General features: G+C 74.8%; 1 protein-coding gene. It reads right to left on the bottom strand.

What is annotated here, in order from left to right; genetic code table 11:
* On the bottom strand, positions 1-282 hold a 282-nt coding region (locus QQK25_RS22810; protein WP_284190023.1), incomplete at both ends, for an energy transducer TonB.

The following is a 282-nucleotide window of genomic DNA, read 5'->3' as shown; positions in this document are numbered from 1 at the left end:
CCAGCTGGACGGCGTTCTGGTCGAGCACGTCGAAGCCGCTGGAGCGGACCACCTGGGTGGACACGATGGTGCCCTTGCGGGCGATGGTGATGCGCACCTGCACCTCGCCCTCCCAGCCGCGCATGGCGGCGATGCGGGGGTAGTTCTGCTGGCGGGCGAACAGGCTGGACAGGTTGCGCCCGTAGCGTTCGAGGAGGGCCGGGTCGAGGGGCTCGTCGGCGGCCGGGGCGGCGTGGAGGGGGGCCGCCGGCTCGGCGTGAGCGACGGTCGGCGCGGCGGGGC

This window comes from Zoogloea oryzae (genome assembly GCF_030161255.1).
Lineage (GTDB): Bacteria > Pseudomonadota > Gammaproteobacteria > Burkholderiales > Rhodocyclaceae > Zoogloea > Zoogloea oryzae.
This window is presented reverse-complemented; position numbering and strand designations above follow the sequence as displayed.